Raw genomic sequence first — 15,944 nt, 5'->3', positions numbered from 1 at the left:
TTAACAAATTTAGGGGGAAGCAACATGACATCATGCCCCAGCGACAGCGCTTTGCGAGCAATATGCTGGGCGCTACCGCAAGCTTCCATCACGACCTTTGAACCCTCGGCTTTTGCTAGCAACTCAAGCATAGGTTCGCGTTTCATTGGCTTATTAAACTTGAGTTTATTGCCTTTCAGCTGTGCTACTTGGAAAATGTTTTTTGCCAAGTCGATAGCGATTAAATTAGACTGTGCCATGTATGGACTCCTTATTTGGTAAAAGTGTTTTGCAATATCTTTATACCGTACTCTCCCGTTAAGGGGGAGGAGTCCATACATCTCCTACACGCGTATTTACGCTACGCAGTAGGAGCTGTTTCACACAGCGATCTTGTTGCTTTTATCATGTATTTCACGCAATAGAGATAGAAAGTATTTTAAATATCTAACACCACCACTTCCATTTGGTCTTGCGTATCATAAGGCTGGATCTGCATTTTTATTTGGCTCTCAGAAAGCAACTCCAGCTGACCTTCTGCGGCTTTGTATTTGCTGTGAACGACCTTTACTGCATGAATACCAAATCCGATTTCTCGCTCTAAGCGTAAAACTAAACCATATGAGGTGGTGGCTCCGCGGTCGGTTCGGTAAAGCACATAGTTATCGTCATTGACATTCAGTCGATTAAGTTCGGCAAAGGAGTTGTCAACGCCGCTTTGTTTGATCTCGGAATAATCACCAGCGGCAAAGATGAATACGATGAAACTCGGCACTGCTGCTGCCAAAGCGACTAAGAAGCCTGACACTTTGAGTAACTTGATGCGTCGACATAACGACCACAACAACACTGAAGCGGGTAAGATGATGGCCAGTATCATAACGAAAAGGTAATTATGCTGAGGAGCTGCAAATCTTAACTCCCAAGGCAAATTACTCATATTAAGGATGACTAGTAATACAACAATTACCAACGCAATACTTGAAAATCGTTTCATAAATTAAATCTAAACTATAACAAAATCAGTAATACCAAAAATAAGCCTCGGGTTATTTAAACAAGCTGAATTTCCCAGTAAATTCTTTAAGCTCCGCGCTATCGCCAAACATGCAAATGCCAAAGTACTCTAAGTCTTGTTCTGATGTTTCAGCGGTTGCACTTACTTGCTGTTCGGATGTGCCAACAATCATGGTATCTGTAAAGTCGGTAAAAGGGATGTTACGAGCCACAAGCTCTGCTCGCACTTTTCTGATTTTATTACTATTATCCGCTTTAAGCACAATAAAAGGGTAGTGTGAAATCGAAGGGTGAATGCCGCCATCTTTGTCTTGATACGGTAAAAAGCAAAGCTCATCGGTATTACCAATTTGGTCAATGAGGCCAGCGGTCAGATGGCCAAGCGCATTAAAAAGCCGACCAAGTTCAACTTTTTTATTGAGCACAGCAACAAATCGCTTTGAGTTTTCGTCCGGTAAAACGGAAAAATCAGTCATAGACTTCCTTGAGTTAAAAAAGAGGCACTTAACCATATCATAATAAAGCTATCACGGCGCTTCGGTGTCGATAATTGATTGTAATTCCTTAAAACTTCCTAAGGAGAGACAGTAAACTTTGTAAGGCCAATCAATTGTCCTGAATTGGTGACAACGTGCACCTCCCACTTACCTGTTGAGTCGGCCGGAAAGTTAGTTTTATGGCTCCAAGCTCGATAGCCTTCTTCGCGTCCACCGCTAATATTTAACGGAATTCGGTCAACCACTTGTTTGTTGTGTACCCACACGTGAAATATCTTTTCGTTTAGTCCCCGAGGTGCTTTTACCGCGCTCCAACTGTATAAGCCTTGTTCGTGAAGCGAATGGGTATCGAGGTGTTGGATACTGTTCATTGGCTTTCGTTGTTGCCTATCAACCTCATAAGCGAGTGCTATGTCGGTGAGTCGTAAGGCCGCAGGAGGAACCCAGCTGCGTAACTGCCACAAACCAGCGCTAAGCGCACTTAGTAGCAGAGCCAATAAGGGAAAACGCCACCATCTTGCGTGTGGCATGACATTACCAAGACTCGGTAGGGTAAGAATAATGGCGGTGACTAGCGCTATTTGTATACTTTGGTCGGTTGTCAGGTGAAGCAAAATAGGAAGCGTAACTGAAATCACAACAAATAAGGCAAAATTATGGAATACCATAAAAAGCACATTATGCCGGGCTAGCTTTTTGTAATATATCGGGTCCACAACGGAGATAAACGCGCAGAGTGCAATTAAGCAGGTAAACGCGGCCTGTGGATGATTCCATGTTGTGGCAGCCAAGAAAAAAGGCAGTGCGAAGAATAGACTTTCCTGTTGTACCATTTGTAGGGCAAAGCGCATAAAGTTGGGTGACAACACAATACCAAAACGTTGCTCTACTTTGTCGCGAAGCCAGTTATCAATAATAAGCCACAGCCAACTAGTGAGTAATAGTAGAGCGATGACCTGTGAAAACGACTCTTTCCGTTCAACCAAAATAAAGCTTGCTATACCGCTACAAAAAGCTAGCACTGCCATCAGGCCCGGCCACTTTTGCATCATCAAAATAAATTTTGTTATTAGGTTTTTGAAATAACGCATTGAGATAGAAATTGCTTGCTGGTCTTTAAGATTCAAGCACTTCAACCATGAATGCAGTATGAGTTTAGTAGTTAACGCACATAACTAGCTAACATTGGTTTGGATGGCGTTAAATGTGCTTTGATTATTGCGCGAATGTCACTCGATTGATTTTGGCTTAACTTAAAAGCGCCATGCATCGAATTGATTTTAACCTTGAAAAAGTTAATGGCGTTAAACAGTGATTGGCGTTGATTGGCAGGCACGCTATCAAGCTGCCAATGACTATTTGAAAACTGCTCAAAATGCGTTATTTGCGCTTGCATTGACGCGTATTTTTCATCGTCAGTAGCAATAAGCGCGAGCTCACCTTCAACTATCACATTTGCGTACAACCATGTGGGGAGCTTAATGTCAGGGATAACTGCGGGTGAGAGGTAGTGATCTTCACAGTGGAAAACTGCTTGAATAACACCGCCTGTGTGAAAAATCGGGTTGTCTTTTGTAGCGTGTCCGAGCAAATAAGCATGATCATCACTTAATGTTAGCGGTACAAAAACGGTGTTTATCTTGCCTTCCTGTATCACCGTCAGCGTGGCCAGCGGGTGTTTTGTGATCACAGATCTGAGTATGTTTGGATTGCTTTCAACGTAGTAGTTTCTAGGGTAGCTCATAACTTTTCCTCCAACCTCGCTTTCACTTCAGGCCACATCTCGTCGGTGATGGCGAATCGTGCCGTATTACGATAACTTCCGTCGGGCAGGCGCCTATCTTTTAACGACAATCCTTCAAAATGGGCACCGAGACGTGCGATGGCATTACGAGACTTATGGTTAAATTCATGCGTTTGAAATTGCACACGTACCAGTCCAATCGCCTCAAAGGCATATTTGAGCAACAGGTATTTGGCGTGGGTATTAACATGCGTGCGTTGAAATTCAGTACCAATAAAAGTATGGCCGATCTCGGCACTTAGGTTGAGTTTATCAAGTCTAAACAAGCGGCTATTACCAGCCAGTTTACCTGAGTCTTTATCTATGATTGCAACAACAAGTTGTTCGCTTTCGTCAAACTGCGCTGAACCGTAAAACCATTGCTCGATGGTTTTTTGATCGCGACAATAATTGTTAAATACCCATTTCCAGATCTCGGCTTTTTTGCCTCGAGCCAATAACTCAGGTAAATGTGCTGCTTCAAGTGGGGTGAGCTTAACGCGATTGGATTCTAGCGTTTGTTTTGAAAGCATCAATATTCCATTCATTCTGTGTTTTTAATGCTTGCATATTGCGCTGATTTTGGTTGATATAAAACAACCAGATTTAATAATTTAATTAGACCAGTTTTGATTTCTATTAGCCCAAAAACACAGTCTCAAGATGCTAAACATAAACGCTTAGCAGATGTTTTACGCTGCGCCATTACTGAGGGTAAACTCACACCTGGTGACAAACTTCCTTCAGCCCGAAAGCTGGCTGAGTTACATGGTATGAACCGGCATACGGTGATGAATGCACTACAAAACTTGGTAGCTGAAGGCTGGCTGGTGGTCAAAGAGCGTAGCGGCTATCGAGTCAATACTGAACTGCCTATTTTCAGTAGCCAACAGATAGACACTAAAGTGCCTTCTACACCCCAAATTGTACCTCAATTTGCTAAAACACTGACTTCAGTAAGCAGCACTAAGCGTACGGCCTATCGCTATAGTTTTGCAGGGGGCCTACCAGATCTTCATGCCTTTCCCTATGATGAGTTTAAGCGGTTTTTGGTAAAGGCGTGTCGCAAAACCAATGTCAGTCATTTTCACTATTCAGACATTGCGGGGTGCGAGTTACTGAAATCCCAAATTCAGGCATATTTGCGCCGAGCAAGGGGGCTAGTATGTGATGATTTACTGATTTGTAATGGCTCCCAAGAAGCACTCTCATTGGTGGCAAATGCATTTATTAATCCAGGTGATGGTGTTGCCATCGAGATGCTTGGTTATCCACCTGCGCGGCATACTTTTACCAATGCAGGTGCTGAAATTTTTGCTTTAGCACAAGACGCAGAAGGCATTAAAGTGGAAGCCTTGGCGCGCTGTCTTGAACAAAACAAGGTGAAGCTGCTGTATTTAACACCGCTGCATCAATACCCTACGACGGTCACGTTATCCGTACCGAGGCGAATGGCGATTTATCAGCTGTGCCAGCAGTATGGCGTGTTTATTATTGAAGACGATTACGACCATGAGTTTCATTATCTTTGCCCGCCGTTACAGCCGATGGCGGCAAGCGATCCAAGTGGTATAGTGATTTATATTTCCACCTTCTCAAAAATCATGTTTGCCGGTGCTCGTGTGGGCTATATGAGTGCGCGGACAGATGTGCTTGCGCAATTGGTAGCACGTAAGCAGCTACTTAATCACAAAAATGATGCGCTTACCCAGTTGGCTGTGGCTTACTGGATGGAAGAGGGCGGGTTTGAGCGCCATTTACGCCGCATGACCAAATCCTATCAAGTACGCCATCACGCGATGGCGCAGCACCTAAGCGAGCTTAAAGCTAAGTTAGATATCGACTTTGAAATTCCACAAGGCGGTATGGCGTATTGGGTAAACAGCAAACGCGACGTCTCGAAATTATCTGAAAAAGCGCTTGAAAAAGGGATTTACGTACAATGTGAGCCTGAATTTACTCTCGATAAGGCTAGTAGTTTAAGTCATATTCGCTTAGGCTTTGCGGCGCAAGAAGTCGAGCAACAGCAAGCTGGGCTGAGTGAGTTATTTGCTTTGGTCGCAGAGCTGGAGAAAAATCATGAATAAGCAACAAGCACTGGCCGAATTTGTTACATTCGGCCCACACAAAGCGCAGGCGTTAGATATATTATTGAGCGATAACAGCGCAGTATCGCTCGCTATCAGCAAGGCGATGTTAAGTGTGGTATTAGCAAAATATCTCAGCGGTGAAATCGACGAAGATGACCTCGAAAATTGGGCTGGGTTTGTTGAACTGCGTGACGAGATTGATTGCACCTTGATCGAAGATTACCTCTACGCGTTGAATAATCCAGAGCTGATGGGTGGAATTAACCTCGACTCCATCGGTAATATGTTGAAATTCATTTAAGGTTAAACACAAAAGGAAATACCATGAGACTAATCGCGGCTGCATTGTTTTTATTAAATTGCCAATTCGCGTTGGCGGGAGGAGATGTGTGTGAAAACCCTGTTTCAACCATAGACATCAACGAGTGTGCAATGAGTGAGCTTAACGCGCGAACCGAAGCGCTTGAACGTTACTATCAAAAAAGCCTTGAGCATAATGCCTTTGATGAGCAACTGGTGGAAGCGATTAAAGCTTCGCAGTTGGCGTGGCAAAGCTATCTCGATGCCCACTGCGGTGCGGTATATACCCAATGGCGAGAAGGCACTATTCGCGGTGTGATGGCGCTCGAGTGTCGTAAGGAATTAGTTAAAACCAGAACCCATACACTTTGGGCTAACTTTTTGACTTATATGGATAGCACTCCACCAGTATTACCAGAACCTGAGTAAACGCGTGGTTTTGGCGATAACTTTTCAATCGCCTCTTGGGGATATTATTCTAGCAGTGGTTGCGCCTAACTTAGTCGGGAGCAACCTCTGATAATGTTTTATTCCTCAATAGCATCACGCCTAATCCAATAAACCATAGGATTTGTCCGAGACCAAATATAGCCGTAGTAACCTCAAAAAATGGGTTTTTGGCAAGGTAAGATAAACCTGAAAATAAAGTTAGAATCCCAGCTAGACTCACAAGCAAACCCCAATAATGAAGCAGTGGGCTAAATATTTTATGTTTGAGACCGACGCAACTGATTGTAAGTACCCAAATCGCGCCAACCAATTCAATGCCACCGCCAAGCGCATCTACCACTATCGAAATGGTGCGATTGACTGTTAATGCAAGCGAAGGATCCATCTCATAAAATTTTGCAATCGCTTCAATGCTGGTTAAAAAAATCATAGTACTGGCAAGGACAATCGCCGCCCAAATATAGCCAACAACGCTTGCAAACTTCATCCAGTCAGGTGACATGGTGTTAAAGCGTTGATGAATTGCCTGCACCAACACAATCAAAGCAAAACTGAAAATAATCCCAATCACGATATAACCAAGAAAAAAGGTATCGCGATTTTGCACAAAGAAATCTAGATAAAGCGCTGGCGTATTGTGCTCACTTGAGTCCAAAACCCCAAAAAATAATACAAAGCCAAATAAATAAGTCGCGGCTTCTGTGAGTGCGGCGACGCCTCCCCATTTTTGTAATGACATAGCGATTCCAGTAAATTTGATTATTATTGTTGTCCTCAGTTTAGCAACATATTAAGCATCAGCTCCAGAATTGGGCGTGTTTATTTGTAACAATAGTTTATTGAGCAGGGAAGGGGATTCGGGAGAGGAGAAGAGCACCTTTAGGTGCTCTCCAAGTTATATTAAAGATGAACGATGCTATCGGCATTGCCATCTGGATCGTTCGATGCTTTCCCATCAGTACCTGGGTTACCATTTCGCATCATGATCACAGCACAGGCGGCAGGTGAAGCCATTGAAGTGCCTGACATCGTCGTTGTTCCGCCACCATTTTTAAGTGATAAAATGCCAACACCAGGAGCTGCATAGTCTACAGGTGGGTTGCCATAATTTGAAAAGCTTGCAAAACGGTCATTTGAGTCGGTCGCTGAAATAGTGAATACGCGGTTGTGTGACGCACTAGCTGGAGATACATTTGCCGCATGCTGGCTTTCGTTACCAGCGGCTACCACAAAGAAAGCACCTGATTGTTGCGCTGCGCTTTCAACGGCATCATTTAGCTCTTGGTTGAAGCCGCCACCCAAGCTCATATTTGCGCAGTCGCCAGGACTTGCATTGACCGCAACGTGATCGACACCAGCTAAAACACCTGACCAGCTGCCTGAGCCGCGAGCATCTAACACTTTTACTGGAACGACAGTGGTGCCAGCTGCAACACCCACTACATCAATACCGTTATCGAGCGCGCCAATCGTACCCGCAACGTGTGTGCCGTGGCCGTTGCCGTCGTCCATGCCAGCATTTCTACCGCTAGAGAAAGCAGAGAAACCGCGGCTTGCGTCAACGTTTAAATCTTGATGATCTAAGTCGATACCAGTATCAATCACCCAAGCGGTATAACCGTTGCCATTCACAGGACCGCCAACACGCGTTACGCTCCAAGGTGTTGTTTGTGAGTTACTACCACCACCTGGTTTTCCCTTTGCTTTTGCCGGGCTTGCATACACTTTACCATCGGGAGTAAAGCGCATCACATCGCTATTTCCTGCAAACGCAGATTTAGCTTTGTCACAGCTCATGTTCACGGCCATGCCTTTAATGGTGTTTTTATAGACATGTTTCGCTTGTGCATTCGCTTTTGCGACCATGCCACGCGCTTTACCTTCAACATCAAACTTTGAAACATCATCTTTAAAACGCACAATGCAGGTATTCGCAATTTCCGCATCCACGGCTGCGCCTTGATACGTTGCATCTTGTGCAAAAGCTGTAGTAGCACCAAACGTCGACATGATAGACAAAGTAAGTAGTGTTCTTTTCATCTTATTGTTCCTATTTATAATTATTTTAAAATTAACTTTTGAAACAGGTTGGTAACAAAGTTAGCTGTATATTAATAATTGTCAAAGGTGGAACGAAAAAATATCTACTTTTTCCTATTTAGGTGCATAAATGAATAGTATTTTGATTTTAACTTATCCAATCAAGTTGAGTTTATGCGCTGTATTGGAGTTGTATTGTCACCTTCCCATAAAATGAGACATCCATAATTGGAGTTTTCTGCAATCATTAAAGAGGAGACTAATTTATAAAAAATCACGTTTACCGAATCAAAGATCATTGCTGTGCTAAAAGAAGCTGACTCAGTTATGAAAGTGAGGGCGTATGTCGTAAACACGGCATTAGCAATGGTACGTTTTACAACTGGAAGTAGAAGTATGGTGTTACGGAGGCTTCTGATGTTAAAAAGCTTGTAGAAGAAAACCTTAAGCTCAAAAAATGTATGCTGAAGCCAGCCTAGAAAATAGTGCGATTAAAGGGCTCTTTGCAAGAAAGGTTGGTTACAGCAGACAAGCGCAGTCGCGCAAGCACCTTAGCCTGCTCTGTCTGAATCGAAGATGGAAAACTCCTAATTGTCAGGTACACACTTAGAAAGCTTATTTTTAAGCCAATGCTGAAAGTGTTCCTCTTTCGTTCCTAATTCGCTTGATTGCCGCAGTAATACGTAATTATGCCCCGATAAAATAAAGCCGAAAGGTGCAACCAGCCTTCCATTAGTCAAATCATCTGCAACTAGAGGGTATGAGCCAATTGCAGCTCCAAGTCCATCTGCGGCTGCCTGTAGACAGAAGTAAAAATGATCAAATGATTGATTAAACTTGTTTAGATGAATTCCATTGTTTGATTTCATCAACCAATTGTTCCATGCGCTTGGGCGTGTCTTACTGTGAAGCAGGGTTATATTCGAATAATCATGTTGAACCTTATTCCAGTACTCTTTAGAACAAACAGGACCGACCCATTCTTCAACTAACTTTTGTACTACATAATCTGAGGGTATATCAAAGTCATCTCGACGAATTGCCATCGACAAGCCTGCTTCTCCTAGCGTGATAGGGCCCCCAGCAGTAGATAACCTTATATCAGTTCCAGATAGGTTGTAATAGTCCGAAAGTCTGGGCATAAGCCAGCGCATGGTTAATGTAGGCTCGCATGATATTTCAAGATAATTATTTTTGGTACTTCTTAACTTAATAATACCTTGATCTAATGCATCAAAAGCCACATTGGTATATTGCTTAAGTAACTCTCCATCTGGGGTAAGCACCATTCCCCGGCCTTTTTTGTAAAACAGTGGCAGAGAAAGGTAAGTTTCTAATAATTTAATCTGCTTACTCACTGCTCCATGAGTTATGTGAAGCTTATCTGCCGTCACACTATAGCTGGAAGACTCTGCGGCGATATGAAAAACATGAAAGGCTTTAAGGTGTCTCATCTGTGATTTTTTCTCACATAATTTATGCGTTTTTTTCGATTATATCTGGCTAAAAAAATACTTACAATAATCCTAAATCGACAATATTAGAGAATGAATGTGGAGATAACAAGCTATATAGTTTTGGGATTGTTAATCGTTGTAAGTCCCGGCGCTGACTTTGTTTTGGTGTTAAAAAACAGTATTAACAATGGAAGGAAAGCCGGGTTATTGACCGGACTTGGTATCGGGATAGGTGTCTGTATTCATATTACTTACTCAATATTGGGAATTGGTCACTTATTATCACAGAACATAATATTGTTTAGCATGATTAAATACGCGGGTTCAGCCTACTTGATTTACTTAGGGATTACAGGCATCTTTTGTTCAAAACTTAAATTTGATTGCAAGACTGTATCGATATCGCTGCAGAATGACAACGCACGCAAATATTTTACACAGGGTTTTCTTTGTAATATGCTGAATCCAAAGACAATGCTGTTTTTTCTAAGTATATTTAGTCAGCTTATCTCCCCGCACAATGATAATAGTTCATACTTTGCGTTGATTTATGGGCTATACATTTCTGTATTACATATCTTGTGGTTCTGTTTGATCGCATTTCTTGTCACTTCTGAAAAAGTATTATCTGTTTTTCAAAGAGTTGGAAACAGAGTTAATCAAACCTGCGGTGTCGGACTTGTAGCCTTTGGGGCAACTCTAGCGTTCACGAACTCAACAAGCTCGTAAAGCAAAGCTTCCATGCCACGCTGAACAAAGAAACGAAAAAAGTTGGTGAGCTTTCAAACACCACTCCATAGCTATCAGTCATAAGGAAATGTACTGTGATTTCTATACTACGATCTGCTATTGAGTAATTACGTTAAATTAAAATGGGCCAGAAATGGTTGGATGAACGGCCGCTTTGTAGAATGAAGGTAACATTGATAGTGTGATTACGTCAAAATCGCTTGGTACTTATACCGTCAGTATCTCTTGGTAATCACACTGCTATAGCTAAATAGAATAGACTCAATCGGCTACTTGGTTGAGTCTATTCTTCCCTTAAGATGTTTTCCAGTTAGCGCGAGCGTAATGTTCTGCGTCTAATTGCAACCATGACGCTACTCAGTAGAATAAACAAGTAGCCGAACGCACCACCTGAACCGCCTTTATCTTCCTTATCGGTCGTCGTTGGCGTTGAGTTCGCTTTGTACTGTGCTTTTACAACCAGCTCACTGGTGACTTGGTCAAAAGCTAGATCCCAACCGGTAAATGTATAACCATCTCGTTTTGGCTCAGTGGGCGGCGTTGCTGCTTGTCCATGAGCAACTTCTGCTGCTTTGATGACGGTGTCATTCCAATCCACAAACTTCACTTGATACTTGTTAATCTCAAATTGTGCCGTAATGGTAAGATCTTGATTGACATCATTAAAGTCTGTATTCCAGCCAGTAAATGTATAACCTTCTCGGGGCGGAACTTGAGGAGCCGTTGCTGCACTATTTTCTTCAATAGTTTGAGTAGAAAGCACGCTTCCATCCCAGTTCTTAAACACGACACTAAATTGCTGTGGTTCATAGCCTGTTACCTGAAATGCGACTTTGTTGTCTGTGTAGTCTAATTCAGGGGCTTCTGACGAAAAGCGAACAGTGGGTGCGAACACGCCAGCTTCGCTAGGCGTTACAGTAAACGAAACTTGGACTGACTTAATATCAGATGCGCCAGAAAAACTACATAAGCGACTGTTACTCTGGTCGATGCAGTTAACTGTATATCCTTGATCTATAGAATGGAAATCCAATTTGATTGCGGTGTCAGCATCGAGGTAAAGATCAAATAGGCGTGGTAAACTGGACAATGTGTTTTCAGTTATTTCCAGCGTAACTTGGTTGCTTACTCCGGTTTTTACCTGTGTTGCTCCCGTTATATTCTTCACTGAGATTTCACTGATCTGCTCTTCATCAACAAAGATATAAGGCGTGGCGCCTAACGTTGTTAATTCTCGGGCTTTCGCTCCTTGGCTATAAATGCCAGCAGAATCTATTTGAATGTTGGCATCTAACTGCCAGACACCTTGACCTTTTTGCAAGTCATCATTGCTGAAATTTAGGCTTGTAGTGCCAACAAACGCATTCTGATCACTGCCTTGTTGCCACTGTTCTATGGTGAAGAGTTTATCTTTTGCCTCGGAGCCTTCCGGTGCCCTGAGAGAATAGTAACCTTTGGCGATGCCAGATATATCTGAAGCCGTGACGGTTAAAGTAACGTTTTGCTCACCATTCGTTGAGTTTAGCTGGTTTGATGAGAAAGCAATATGGTCGATACTTGGTGGCACAATATCTAGTTCGGTTTGATTTTTAACCGTAATAACGGAAGGTAGACCGAGCTGATTAAAGTGGCCTCGATTGTAAGCGCCCATATTTCCATTGCTATCAGTGAGCATCGCAGAGGCAACAAACCATTCACCTGGTAGATCTTTATTGGTAAAGGTAAAAGAGTAATTCGAACGATAAACTCCTTCGACATCCGTTTCTTGCCAATCAGATGACTCAGCCTGTTTTATCGCAAGTGATTTATACTGGCTAGGTGGCGAAACCCTAATTACACCTTTAGACATTGTTGATTGGTCATAAGCTTCTACGGCTATATTAACCGTTTTATCGCCTGTATTTACATTAACTTCAGTGTCTGAAATCGTAATAGATTTTATTTCAGGGTTAACGCCCTCAGAGACTTTATCATTCGCGACGATGATATGTGGGTTAAAGCCCGCAGCTTCAATTTCACTCTCGCGTAGCCAAAATCGGACAGCGTTGTTTACGTCAAGTATATGACCTAGGGTTAAAAACCATTTACCATTAACGTCGGCATCGGTAAAAGTGAAACTGACCTTACTTTCGTAAACCCCCGGCTCGTCTGTTTTCTGCCAATTCGCGGCGGCAGCTGATTTATTGTCACCCCAACTAAATCCTGTCGGAGGCGATAAATAAACGCGTGTGCCTTTTACACCGCTTTCATCATAAAACCTTAATGTAATATCAACGGTTTTGTCACCGTCGTTGACGTTAACTGAGTTGGAGGTCAAGTGGATTGATCTTAACTCTGGTGGGGTTCGTTCGGTTTCAGTTGTAGTTTTTTGTTCTTGGAAGCAGTGGGTATTGAGTACATCCAACATAGACTCGGCGGGCAATAAATTGTCACTTTTGCCATTTTCAGCATTTGCCATTAGTAATTCAATTTTTGTATCACAATCTATTTTTGGGTTAGTGATGGTATCTAAACTAAGCGGTTGGCTCGCTTGCGCATTCATTGCTACTAGCCCAGAGACTAGCGTTGCCAGTGTGGTTTTCTTAAAGAGATTAAAACTCATTGTTAGTCCTTTAAAGTCATTGTGTATAGCACTATTTAGCGAAATGCTCGGTTAGTACCTTTTAGCACTACAAAATTGAGTAAACACCCTAAATTACCATATGGCTCTAAATCTTTAGAGGATTTTTTGTACTTAAATTGTGAACATATGTGAAAGCCAATCTTCTCTACTTTGTTGAGTTAAGGTGATTTTTAAGGTGTTCGATAAAAAGTTGGGTTTTATAGGGGGTGTAGTTTGTCTTGGGGTAATACGCCCATAATTGTTTTGTTTCGGATTTTACTTCAGGTAATACAGGTATGAGTAAACTTTGGTCGAGCTCCCTTTTCACATAGCTAGGCGCAATAAATACCAGTCCCAAACCTTGTACTGCTGCTGTCAGCATAGCGTCGAGTTGATCAGAGACAAAGTTATAGTTGTCAAACTGGAAGACATCGCCATTTTCTAAAATAATCCCGCCTAGCTTATGATAATAACTACTTAACAACATTTTATGTTGGCGCAGATCATCAAGGGACTTGATAGATTTATGCTGTTTGAGATAGTGAGGAGCACCAAAGATCTGCATTTGGTAATCAATAAGTCTGCTGCCTTTATGAGAGGCTGAGTCAAAAGCTTCATAGTAGCGTGTGATCACTAAATCGTGAGTAAGATCTGGATGTGCACCAGGGGCGATGACATTAAGATGAATTTTTAATTTAGGATATCTGGCTAAAAATGAGGCGATATTTGGCATTAAAATGGTGCTGCCTACCGCGAGTGTTGAAGCGATTTTTAAGCTACCAGATGGCGCTTGATTCAGTGCTTGTCCGTGATCAGTTAAACACTCAAACTGCGCAAGCCATAGAGAAGCCTTCGGTAAGAAGTGCTCCCCAGCCTCAGTGAGATTGACTTGGCGAGTAGTGCGAATAAATAGCGTTAAGCCAAGTTGTTGTTCTAGCCAGTCAATTCGCTTGCTCACTGCAGACGCTGAAACCCCCTCTTCATCTGCGGCACGAGTAAAACTGCCAAACTCTACAACTTTGCTAAAACTACGCACTCCAGTTAACCAATCCATTAATTGTTTCCTGATGGGAATAAGTGTTTTTATTATTACCTTGTTTTTTGGATATTAAAAGCTCAGTAAAATTACCCTTTATTAAGTTAAGAGGGGCTGACGTGTTTCAAGTTGTGTTTTTAGCTGTTTTGCTGATGTCTTGCTCTCAGATCGCAAGCCAAATCTACATCCCTGTTTTACCTAATATCACGGATTCTTTACAGCTTACGCCTAGTCAAGGACAAGCAGCAGTAATTAGCTATTTCACTACACTAGGAGCTGCGCAACTGCTGGTTGGGCCGCTACGAGATAAGTTTGGTGATAGACCTTTATTTTTTAGTGGGCTGGGTATTTTGCTGTTAGGGACGGTTTTTTGTTCTATTGCATCTAGCGCCGAGGTATTTTTTATCGGTCGAGTGTTGCAAGGCATTGGTGCTGCGTCGCCGGTGTTAATTGGTAGAACGCTTCTTGCTGCAAGATTATCAGGTAGAGAACTTAAAAGCGCGATGGCGACGTTATCAATGTCGGTGAGTATTACTGCTATTTGTAGCCCTTTTTTAGCTGGTGTTTTATCTGGCTGGGTAGGGTGGCAGGGGATGTCATGGTTTGCGTTTGCTTATTATATTTTGATACTGGTTTATGGCTATAAAACTATGCAGCAGAGCAGTAAAATTACTATGTCGTTACGGCCAAAAGCGCTCTTTAATGAATATCAAAATCTATTGCTAAATCGCTCGTTTATTTCCCTCGCGTCGCTCAAATGGTTGCCTACTTTTTTGTATCTCACCATTCAACTGTATCTGCCGTTTTTATTGGCACGGCAGTTTGGCTTGGAAGCCAACGCAATAGGTCAGGCGATGATGATCCCCATGTTTGGTTTACTCATAGGGTCAATATTAACTAAGGTATTGCAGCGCAAGCGCACTTATTTGGATATCGTGATTTGGACTTGGCCGGCGCTCGTTGTCAGCGTGTTATTGCTGCTATTTGCAAGTGGTAGTGCGCTTGCTGTTTTGCTTGCTTATGCTGCGATTATGTTTGTATTTGGCGCTTATTTTCCAAGCTACATGCACCTTATTGGCGTGTTACATCCAGAGAAAGCAGGAACAGCAAATGCGCTAGTCGGCGCGGTTGAGCTGTTATTTTTTTCTTGCGTGGCATGGTTGGTCAACAGATGGCTACTGAGTGGCGTTGAGTCACTCGCGGCACTCGTTTTTGGTTGTGCACTGTTACTGTTTATAACTTGGCGGCATTTACGCACTGTCCTTATGCCGATTTGTAAAGAGTAATAGAATGCAGCGCTTCTGCGACATAGCGTTCATCTATGAGACTGGTGGCTATGTATGTGATCTTAGGGTAGGGAAAAATAACAATGCAGCTTGAAACAGAACGTTTATCCATAAGGCGAATGACAATGGATGACTTAGATGCGGTTTACAGCCATCGGAAAAACCCAAATACGTCAAAATATATCGGTGCGCCTGCCACACTCGAGTCGGCAAAAGAGAGGCTAATTCAAGCTTGCCAACCTTGGAAAGGTGCGGTCGATGAGCGCTTGATCTTGGCTATAGTGAACAAACAAAAAGGAAAACTGATTGGCGAGCTAGTTTTTAAATATGTCGACGAAGAGAAAAAGGTTGGTGAAATTGGATTTCGATTAGCGGAGGATGAAATTGGTTGCGGCTACGGCTATGAGGCTGCTGCGGCGCTGATAGAGGCGGCTTTTCAACAGTGCTCTGTCGATACCATTCAGGCCATATGCGCCGTTGAGAATCTGCAATCGCAGCGGTTGATGCTGAAGCTAGGGATGAAACGCAAAAACCGTCTAAAAGCCTTTTTGGATATAGGCGGTGAAAAGCATGATATCTATGTCTATCAATTAAATAGTCAGAGTTGCTAGATAAGAAAATGATTAAAAGTGATTTTAAAACAATGAGTTGGCTCTC

Annotated in this window: 16 protein-coding genes and 2 pseudogenes; 7 read left to right on the top strand and 11 right to left on the bottom strand. The window is 42.6% G+C overall.

Annotation, left to right across the window (positions count from 1 at the left end):
* The 6 genes and pseudogenes from NH462_RS19405 to NH462_RS19380 all read right to left on the bottom strand — a co-directional run.
* Positions 1-239, bottom strand: a pseudogene (locus NH462_RS19405) (IS110 family transposase); the annotation flags it as partial.
* 179 nt (positions 240-418) lie between these two features.
* Positions 419-976, bottom strand: a complete 558-nt coding sequence (locus NH462_RS19400) for a hypothetical protein (protein ID WP_045963190.1) — start codon at positions 974-976, stop codon at positions 419-421.
* Positions 977-1,028: 52 nt separating this feature from the next.
* Entirely contained in the window at positions 1,029-1,472 is a 444-nt protein-coding gene (locus NH462_RS19395) for a DUF2000 domain-containing protein (RefSeq protein WP_253107342.1), read from the bottom strand.
* 98 nt (positions 1,473-1,570) lie between these two features.
* Positions 1,571-2,584: a DUF5924 family protein gene (locus tag NH462_RS19390; protein ID WP_253107346.1), complete on the bottom strand. Its 1,014-nt coding sequence runs from the start codon at positions 2,582-2,584 to the stop codon at positions 1,571-1,573.
* 71 nt (positions 2,585-2,655) lie between these two features.
* The gene (locus NH462_RS19385; protein ID WP_253107340.1) at positions 2,656-3,237 is read right to left on the bottom strand and encodes an FMN-binding negative transcriptional regulator; all 582 of its coding nucleotides are present in this window, start codon (positions 3,235-3,237) and stop codon (positions 2,656-2,658) included.
* Positions 3,234-3,809 (bottom strand): GNAT family protein, encoded by a 576-nt coding sequence (locus NH462_RS19380; RefSeq protein WP_253107338.1) that lies wholly within the window; start codon positions 3,807-3,809, stop codon positions 3,234-3,236. The genes NH462_RS19385 and NH462_RS19380 overlap by 4 nt, the downstream gene beginning before the upstream one ends.
* Positions 3,810-3,905: 96 nt before the next feature.
* Here NH462_RS19380 and NH462_RS19375 point away from each other — a divergent pair, with 96 nt between their 5' ends.
* Genes NH462_RS19375 through NH462_RS19365 form a run of 3 tightly spaced genes read left to right on the top strand, consistent with a single transcriptional unit; the run spans position 3,906 to position 6,095 of the window.
* Complete coding sequence (locus NH462_RS19375) at positions 3,906-5,363, top strand: PLP-dependent aminotransferase family protein (protein ID WP_253107335.1); 1,458 nt, start codon at positions 3,906-3,908, stop codon at positions 5,361-5,363.
* The gene (locus tag NH462_RS19370; RefSeq protein ID WP_253107334.1) at positions 5,356-5,667 is read left to right on the top strand and encodes a hypothetical protein; all 312 of its coding nucleotides are present in this window, start codon (positions 5,356-5,358) and stop codon (positions 5,665-5,667) included. Before NH462_RS19375 ends, NH462_RS19370 begins: the two co-directional genes overlap by 8 nt.
* A gap of 23 nt (positions 5,668-5,690) precedes the next feature.
* A complete protein-coding gene (locus tag NH462_RS19365; RefSeq protein WP_253107332.1) occupies positions 5,691-6,095 on the top strand; it encodes a lysozyme inhibitor LprI family protein in 405 nt (134 codons plus the stop codon).
* Between the two features lie 70 nt (positions 6,096-6,165).
* On the opposite strand, the gene NH462_RS19360 is transcribed toward NH462_RS19365, so the two are convergent.
* Together NH462_RS19360 and NH462_RS19355 are read right to left on the bottom strand one after the other, a co-directional pair.
* A complete protein-coding gene (locus tag NH462_RS19360; RefSeq protein WP_253107330.1) occupies positions 6,166-6,855 on the bottom strand; it encodes a DUF4386 family protein in 690 nt (229 codons plus the stop codon).
* A 161-nt stretch (positions 6,856-7,016) separates the two neighbouring features.
* Complete coding sequence (locus NH462_RS19355; RefSeq protein WP_253107328.1) at positions 7,017-8,156, bottom strand: S8 family serine peptidase; 1,140 nt, start codon at positions 8,154-8,156, stop codon at positions 7,017-7,019.
* Between the two features lie 273 nt (positions 8,157-8,429).
* Between NH462_RS19355 and NH462_RS19350 the strand changes: the two are divergent.
* Positions 8,430-8,710 (top strand): annotated as a pseudogene (locus NH462_RS19350) (transposase); the annotation flags it as partial.
* Between the two features lie 33 nt (positions 8,711-8,743).
* Here the strand turns inward: NH462_RS19350 and NH462_RS19345 are convergent.
* The gene (locus NH462_RS19345) at positions 8,744-9,610 is read right to left on the bottom strand and encodes a LysR family transcriptional regulator (protein ID WP_253107327.1); all 867 of its coding nucleotides are present in this window, start codon (positions 9,608-9,610) and stop codon (positions 8,744-8,746) included.
* A gap of 93 nt (positions 9,611-9,703) precedes the next feature.
* Here NH462_RS19345 and NH462_RS19340 point away from each other — a divergent pair, with 93 nt between their 5' ends.
* Positions 9,704-10,342, top strand: a complete 639-nt coding sequence (locus NH462_RS19340) for a LysE family translocator (protein WP_253107326.1) — start codon at positions 9,704-9,706, stop codon at positions 10,340-10,342.
* 331 nt (positions 10,343-10,673) lie between these two features.
* On the opposite strand, the gene NH462_RS19335 is transcribed toward NH462_RS19340, so the two are convergent.
* Together NH462_RS19335 and NH462_RS19330 are read right to left on the bottom strand one after the other, a co-directional pair.
* Complete coding sequence (locus NH462_RS19335; RefSeq protein ID WP_253107324.1) at positions 10,674-12,965, bottom strand: InlB B-repeat-containing protein; 2,292 nt, start codon at positions 12,963-12,965, stop codon at positions 10,674-10,676.
* Positions 12,966-13,131: 166 nt separating this feature from the next.
* A complete protein-coding gene (locus tag NH462_RS19330; protein ID WP_253107312.1) occupies positions 13,132-14,019 on the bottom strand; it encodes a LysR family transcriptional regulator in 888 nt (295 codons plus the stop codon).
* Between the two features lie 134 nt (positions 14,020-14,153).
* Between NH462_RS19330 and NH462_RS19325 the strand changes: the two genes are divergently transcribed.
* On the top strand, positions 14,154-15,287 hold the full coding sequence (locus NH462_RS19325) for an MFS transporter (protein ID WP_253107310.1): 1,134 nt from the start codon (positions 14,154-14,156) through the stop codon (positions 15,285-15,287).
* An 83-nt stretch (positions 15,288-15,370) separates the two neighbouring features.
* Complete coding sequence (locus NH462_RS19320) at positions 15,371-15,898, top strand: GNAT family N-acetyltransferase (RefSeq protein WP_253107307.1); 528 nt, start codon at positions 15,371-15,373, stop codon at positions 15,896-15,898.
* Positions 15,899-15,944: the final 46 nt, after the last annotated feature.

The organism is Pseudoalteromonas sp. OANN1, assembly GCF_024124685.1.
GTDB lineage: Bacteria > Pseudomonadota > Gammaproteobacteria > Enterobacterales > Alteromonadaceae > Pseudoalteromonas > Pseudoalteromonas piscicida.
The sequence above is the reverse complement of the archived record's forward strand: the minus strand, read 5'-3'. Positions and strand labels throughout refer to the sequence as shown.

Excerpts from the sequence above, each read along its gene's own strand:
- NH462_RS19400 (WP_045963190.1), bottom strand. The coding sequence starts at position 976 with ATGAAACGATTTTCAAGTATTGCGTTGGTAATTGTTGTATTACTAGTC.
- NH462_RS19395 (WP_253107342.1), bottom strand. The coding sequence starts at position 1,472 with ATGACTGATTTTTCCGTTTTACCGGACGAAAACTCAAAGCGATTTGTT.
- NH462_RS19390 (WP_253107346.1), bottom strand. The coding sequence starts at position 2,584 with ATGCGTTATTTCAAAAACCTAATAACAAAATTTATTTTGATGATGCAA.
- NH462_RS19385 (WP_253107340.1), bottom strand. The coding sequence starts at position 3,237 with ATGAGCTACCCTAGAAACTACTACGTTGAAAGCAATCCAAACATACTC.
- NH462_RS19380 (WP_253107338.1), bottom strand. The coding sequence starts at position 3,809 with ATGCTTTCAAAACAAACGCTAGAATCCAATCGCGTTAAGCTCACCCCA.
- NH462_RS19370 (WP_253107334.1), top strand. The coding sequence starts at position 5,356 with ATGAATAAGCAACAAGCACTGGCCGAATTTGTTACATTCGGCCCACAC.
- NH462_RS19365 (WP_253107332.1), top strand. The coding sequence starts at position 5,691 with ATGAGACTAATCGCGGCTGCATTGTTTTTATTAAATTGCCAATTCGCG.
- NH462_RS19360 (WP_253107330.1), bottom strand. The coding sequence starts at position 6,855 with ATGTCATTACAAAAATGGGGAGGCGTCGCCGCACTCACAGAAGCCGCG.
- NH462_RS19355 (WP_253107328.1), bottom strand. The coding sequence starts at position 8,156 with ATGAAAAGAACACTACTTACTTTGTCTATCATGTCGACGTTTGGTGCT.
- NH462_RS19345 (WP_253107327.1), bottom strand. The coding sequence starts at position 9,610 with ATGAGACACCTTAAAGCCTTTCATGTTTTTCATATCGCCGCAGAGTCT.
- NH462_RS19340 (WP_253107326.1), top strand. The coding sequence starts at position 9,704 with ATGAATGTGGAGATAACAAGCTATATAGTTTTGGGATTGTTAATCGTT.
- NH462_RS19335 (WP_253107324.1), bottom strand. The coding sequence starts at position 12,965 with ATGAGTTTTAATCTCTTTAAGAAAACCACACTGGCAACGCTAGTCTCT.
- NH462_RS19330 (WP_253107312.1), bottom strand. The coding sequence starts at position 14,019 with ATGGATTGGTTAACTGGAGTGCGTAGTTTTAGCAAAGTTGTAGAGTTT.
- NH462_RS19325 (WP_253107310.1), top strand. The coding sequence starts at position 14,154 with ATGTCTTGCTCTCAGATCGCAAGCCAAATCTACATCCCTGTTTTACCT.
- NH462_RS19320 (WP_253107307.1), top strand. The coding sequence starts at position 15,371 with ATGCAGCTTGAAACAGAACGTTTATCCATAAGGCGAATGACAATGGAT.